The following is a 5,213-nucleotide window of genomic DNA, read 5'->3' as shown; positions in this document are numbered from 1 at the left end:
TTTTGGTGGCATCAATATCGATGCAAAAGCATTCAGCAATTTTTCCGATTTTGTAGCGGCTTAATTTGCTGTTTTTAAACATAATTCTAGCCTATCAGGGCTTGGCCTGATGGTCTAGAGCCTTTCGTATTTCGACGTGGAGGGCGCGCGCACCCTGGTGGCGTAACCGCCGCCCGGCCCTTCCGGGTGGATGGACAGACAGCCGCCTCCCCGTGCGGGAAGGCGTTACCGGAGCTTGCCATGCGGCACGCCCAAGGGCGTTTCCTGGCCTCTGAACTGGACGACGTGGCACCCGACAAGGCGCGTTTTCATGTGATTCCCGTGGGCTACGAGGAAAGCGTTTCCTACGGCGGGGGCACGGCGGCGGGGCCTGCGGCCATCCTTGCGGCGTCGGACCAGTTGGAATTGTGGGACGGCGAATCGGTGCCCGCCGAGCTTGGCATCCACACCGCGCTCGCCGTGGACTGTTCCGGCGGGGCCGGGGCGGTTCTGGAACGCATCGAGGCGGCCACGGCCACGGTCCTGTCCCACGGCGGCCTGCCCGTGCTGCTGGGCGGCGAGCACACCGTCACCCTGGGCGCGCTGCGGGCGCTGCACCGCAGGCACGGCAGCTTTGGCCCTTTCGGTGTAGTCCAGTTCGACGCCCACGCCGACCTGCGCGACAGCTACGGCGGCACGCCGTACAGCCATGCGGCGGTGATGCGCCGCGCCGTGGCCGACCTGGGCCTGCCGCTGTTCCAGATCGGGGTGCGCGCCCTGTGCCGCGAGGAAGTGGACTGCCGCGTCGCGCTGGGCATCGGCCACCTGGACGCCGCCGCGCTGGCCCGCCACGGCATCCCCGACCCGCTGCTGCCGCCGGACTTTCCCGAGCGCATCTACGTGACCTTCGACGTGGACGGGCTGGACCCGTCCATCATGCCCGCCACCGGCACCCCGGTGCCTGGCGGCCTTGGCTGGTACGACGCCCGGCGCTGCCTGGAACTGGCCATGGCCGGGCGGCAGGTGCTGGGTTTCGACGTGGTGGAACTGGCCCCCATGCCGGGCTTTCACGCGGCGGACTTCGCGGCGGCCCGGCTGGTGTACGACATCATGGGGCTGGTGCAGCGGATCTGCCGCTGACGGTCGCGTTCCGCCTTCGCCTTTCTTCCCCCGCACGCTTCGCACACCGCGCGGTCCAGCCCCCCCGCACACCACATGCACGCACCACGGGCGGAGCCCGCGCATGCATGCGATGCAACGACAGCGCCCCGGCTTCCGGATGTTTCCGGGCCGGGGCGTTTGCGGTGCGGTGGTGCTGCCAGAGCGGCGGGACAGGGCGGGACAGGGAGGGGCAGGGCTGGTCGGGGCAGGGCGGGCGCCGCGCAGGTGCCTCCGCCGGTCAGGCGTCGCCCCCGTCACTCCTGTCACTCCCGTCACGGGGCACGGTCAGCCTTCTGCTCCTGGCCAGCAGCGCGGTGAACCCGTCCGGCGGCAGGGGACGGCTGAACAGGAATCCCTGCACCTCGTGGCATCCTTCCAGCAGCAGGAAGTTGAGCTGCTCCGGGGTTTCCACGCCCTCGGCGATCACGCGCAGCCCCAGCCGGTCGGCCATGGTGATGATGGTGGCGGCGATGGCCGCGTCGTTGGGGTCGTCGGGGATGTCCCGGATGAACGAGCGGTCGATCTTCAGCGAGGTCAGCGGCAGGTTCTTCAACTGGTACAGCGAGGAGTACCCGGTGCCGAAGTCGTCCACCGAAAGGGCGATGCCCATCTCTGCCAACTGGTTCAGCTTGCGGATGGCGTGGTCCACGTCGGTGACGATGGTGGATTCGGTGATCTCCAATTCCAGCAGGTACGGGGGCAGGCCCGTTTCGGCCAGCACGTCGGCCACCATGCCCACCAGGTTGGGGTGGCGGAACTGGTGCGGTGAAAGGTTCACGGCCACGTGCAGGTCGGTGTGCCCGGCGTCGCACAGGGCGCGGGTTTTCGCGCAGGCCAGGCGCAGCATGTGCTCGCCAAGGGGCACGATGAGCCCCGTGGACTCGGCCAGGGGAATGAATTCCGCCGGGTGCTCCTGGCTGCCGTCGGCGCGGGTCCAGCGGGCCAGGGCCTCCATGCCGGTGATCAGGCCGGTGTGCAGGTCCACCCTGGGCTGGTAGTGGGCGGTGATGTCCCCGGCGGCCAGGGCGCGGTGCAGGTCGCCTTCCAGCGACAGGCGGCGCACGGCGCGCTCGTTCATGGCCGGGGTGAACAGGTGGTAGCGGCGCTTGCCCTGCTCCTTGGCCCGCGACATGGCGATGTCGGCGTTGCGCACCAGGGTGTCCGGGTCGTCTCCGTCGTCGGGGAACAGGGCGATGCCCACGCTGGCGCCCACGAACAGTTCGTGCTCCTGCACGCGCACCGGGTCGGTGAACCGGGCCAGCAGCCGTTCGGCCACCTGGGCGGCGTCGCGTTCGTTCTCCACGTCCTGCAGCACCACCACGAATTCGTCGCCGCCCACGCGGGCCAGGGTGTCCTGCGGGCGGACCATCTGGCGCATCTGTTCGGCGGCCTGTTGCAGGTAGATGTCGCCCACCATGTGGCCCAGGCTGTCGTTGACCTGCTTGAAGTTGTCCAGGTCCACCGACAGTACGGCCACCTTGCGCCCCTCGCGCCGCGCGCCGTTGATGGCCATGCCCAGGCGGTCGCGCAGCAGGGCGCGGTTGGGCAGGCCGGTGAGCGCGTCGTGGTGGGCCTGGTGCTGGATCTGCGATTCCTTGGCCTTCAGTTCCGTGATGTCGTGGAACACGGCCACGTAGTATTCGGTGCGGCCGGTGGGGCCGGGTATGGCGCTGATGCTCAGCCACTCGGGATAGACCTCGCCGTTCTTGCGGCGGTTCCAGATCTCGTCTTCCCAGCGGCCGTCCTCCACCAGGGCGCGCCACATGTCCTCGTAGAAGGCGTCGTCGTGGTGGTGCGATTTCAGGATGCGGGGGGTATGGCCCACGGCCTCTTCGGCCGGATACCCGGTGATGGTGGTGAAGGCCGGGTTCACCGCCATGATGGTCCCTTCCGGGTCGGTGATGCAGATGCCTTCCAGCGCGTTGCGGAAGACCCGTTCGAACAGCCGGGCCTGCCGTTCGGCGGCGCGGCGGCCGGAAATGTCGTGCACCACCACCAGCGCGGAGCGCCCCCCGTCCTGGCCCGGCGCCAGGGACAGGGGCAGTGGTTCCACGCTCACCTCGGCCTCGTGGGTGCCCCGCGCGGTACGGCACACCCCTTCCATGCAGAACCCGCCGGTGGGGCAGAACCCGCCGATGGGGCCGGCGCCGTCGGACGGCGCGCCGGGAATCCCGGCGGTCTCCGGGGGGCAGCCGGACAGCAGGTGGTCGATGCGGACCTCCACGTCCTCGGGCAGCAGGTCCGCCGTGCGCCGGGTCAGCAGGGTTTCGCGGGGGTAGCCGGAAAGGCGTTCGGCGGCGCGGTTGCAGTCCAGGATGCGGCCCCCCTGGCCGCGCACGTACACGGCGTCCGGAGCCAGTTCGAACAGGGCGCGGAAGCGGGCCGTGCTTTCGGCAAGTTCCGCGGTGCGCTGGCGCACCTCCTCCTCTATTTCGGTCTGGACCACGGCGGTGACGTCGAAGGCAAGGCCCAGTATGGCGCCGGGGCCTGCCACCTCGGGCGGCAGGGGCAGCTTGGCCACGCGGAACACCCGCTCGGCGTCGCCGCCGGGCAGCATGCGTTCGCACATCAGGGGGGCGGAGGTGGCGGTCACCCGCCGGTCTTCGTCCAGCAGGGCGCTGGCCACGGCGGGGGGAAAGACGTCGCGCGGGGACAGGCCCACCACGTCGATGCCGGGCACCCCGGCCAGGTCGGCATACAACTGGCTGGCGGCCAGGTAGCGACCGTCGCCGTCGCGCAGGAACAGGGCCACCATGGGGTTGTCCAGCAGGGCGCGCAGTAGGCCGGAGGAAGGCGCGGGGGACGCCGTGGATGCATCCGGCCCGGCATGTTCGGAGGATGCGCCCCGAGTGACGTGTAGTTCCATCCCGTCGTCCCGCATGTCGCCCGTCATCGGACCCCCCCCTTGAAAGCATGGCGCGCGTGGCCGCCCAGATGGCATGCCATATCAGAAAGCGCCGATGGCCGGAAGAGGCGCGGGGGCGCCTTGCCCGATGCCTGTCCGTGCCCGGTGCCTGTCGGGGCCGGTGGGGCCGGGGGAGCGGCGAACCGGCGCGGGGGTTGCGCAGGTCGCGTCAGTCGTGCCATTGTGCATGCATCGGCATCCCCCCGGCATGTCGCGAAAACCGTTCGCCCGCGCCGCTGCGGGACGATCCGGCGACGACGGGAGATGCGCCCACGCGACGCCACCGGCGCGCACAGCACGAAGGAGTCCGCGTCATGTCCTACGCAAGAATACTGCTTCCCATGGATGGTTCGGAGCATGCGCGCCTGGCCCTGCGCCACGCGGTGAACCTGGCCCGCTGCGGCGGCCGGGGACACGTGGTGCTGATGCACAGCTTCGGCGAGATACCGGCCCTCATCGGCGGCGAGGCGCGCGAGGAATTGGTGCGCGAATGCACCCGGGAGGCGGAAGCCCTGCTGGCCGAGCCGCGCGCCCTGCTGGCCGAACTGGGCGTGTCCACTTCCGTGCGCATCGTGGACGGCGCGCCCGGCAGGGCCGTGGTTCGCGTATGCGACGAGGAAGGGTGCGACACCATCGTCATGGGGTCGCGCGGGCTGGGCGAACTGGGCGGCATGATCATGGGCAGCGTCACGCATCAGGTGCTTCAGCTTTCCAAGGTGCCCGTGCTGGTGGTCCGGTAGGGGCCGCTTCCAAATTGTCTTTTCGCCCGTTGGCTTCCGACCCGAAGGGCGCGAAGCGTGGCCGTTGGGCGAGCTTGCGAGCCCTACGGACATCGTGCGCAACGAGGTCAAACTTCGCCTGCCATGGCTTTGCTGTCCTTATCCGTAAGACTCGCGCTGCGCGCTCGCCTAACGGCTAAGGCTCGGTCGAATACGATAAGAGTATGCGCTGCGGTCGCCATCCGTAATGCTTGAAGACTCGCCTAACGGCTGCCGCACTCCCTCATGGCAGGCTCGTTTTCCTTGCCAACGAACGAAAATCCTAAGGCTCTAGACCATCAGGCCAAGCCCTGATAGGCTAGAATCATGTTTAAAAACAGCAAATTAAGCCGCTACAAAATCGGAAAAATTGCTGAATGCTTTTGCATCGATATTGATGCCACCAAAAC

General features: G+C 68.6%; 3 protein-coding genes and 2 pseudogenes. 3 read left to right on the top strand and 2 right to left on the bottom strand.

Annotation, left to right across the window (positions count from 1 at the left end; translation table 11 throughout):
- Window positions 1-82, bottom strand: a pseudogene (locus V6B97_RS16910) (IS1595 family transposase); the annotation flags it as partial.
- A 158-nt stretch (window positions 83-240) separates the two neighbouring features.
- Here V6B97_RS16910 and speB point away from each other — a divergent pair.
- Window positions 241-1,119, top strand: a complete 879-nt coding sequence (speB, locus tag V6B97_RS16905; protein ID WP_333507691.1) for an agmatinase — start codon at window positions 241-243, stop codon at window positions 1,117-1,119.
- Between the two features lie 259 nt (window positions 1,120-1,378).
- Here the strand turns inward: speB and V6B97_RS16900 are convergent, their stop codons facing one another.
- The gene (locus V6B97_RS16900) at window positions 1,379-4,006 is read right to left on the bottom strand and encodes a sensor domain-containing protein (RefSeq protein ID WP_333507690.1); all 2,628 of its coding nucleotides are present in this window, start codon (window positions 4,004-4,006) and stop codon (window positions 1,379-1,381) included.
- Window positions 4,007-4,359: 353 nt separating this feature from the next.
- Here V6B97_RS16900 and V6B97_RS16895 point away from each other — a divergent pair, with 353 nt between their 5' ends.
- Both V6B97_RS16895 and V6B97_RS16890 read left to right on the top strand, forming a co-directional pair.
- Window positions 4,360-4,785, top strand: coding sequence for a universal stress protein (locus V6B97_RS16895; RefSeq protein WP_333507689.1), 426 nt, complete (start codon window positions 4,360-4,362; stop codon window positions 4,783-4,785).
- A gap of 345 nt (window positions 4,786-5,130) precedes the next feature.
- Window positions 5,131-5,213 (top strand): annotated as a pseudogene (locus tag V6B97_RS16890) (IS1595 family transposase); the annotation flags it as partial.

It is taken from the genome of Nitratidesulfovibrio sp. 1201_IL3209, from assembly GCF_036763125.1.
Taxonomy (GTDB): domain Bacteria; phylum Desulfobacterota; class Desulfovibrionia; order Desulfovibrionales; family Desulfovibrionaceae; genus Cupidesulfovibrio.
This window is presented reverse-complemented; position numbering and strand designations above follow the sequence as displayed.

Excerpts from the sequence above, each read along its gene's own strand:
- V6B97_RS16900 (WP_333507690.1), bottom strand. The coding sequence starts at position 4,006 with ATGGAACTACACGTCACTCGGGGCGCATCCTCCGAACATGCCGGGCCG.
- speB (WP_333507691.1), top strand. The coding sequence starts at position 241 with ATGCGGCACGCCCAAGGGCGTTTCCTGGCCTCTGAACTGGACGACGTG.
- V6B97_RS16895 (WP_333507689.1), top strand. The coding sequence starts at position 4,360 with ATGTCCTACGCAAGAATACTGCTTCCCATGGATGGTTCGGAGCATGCG.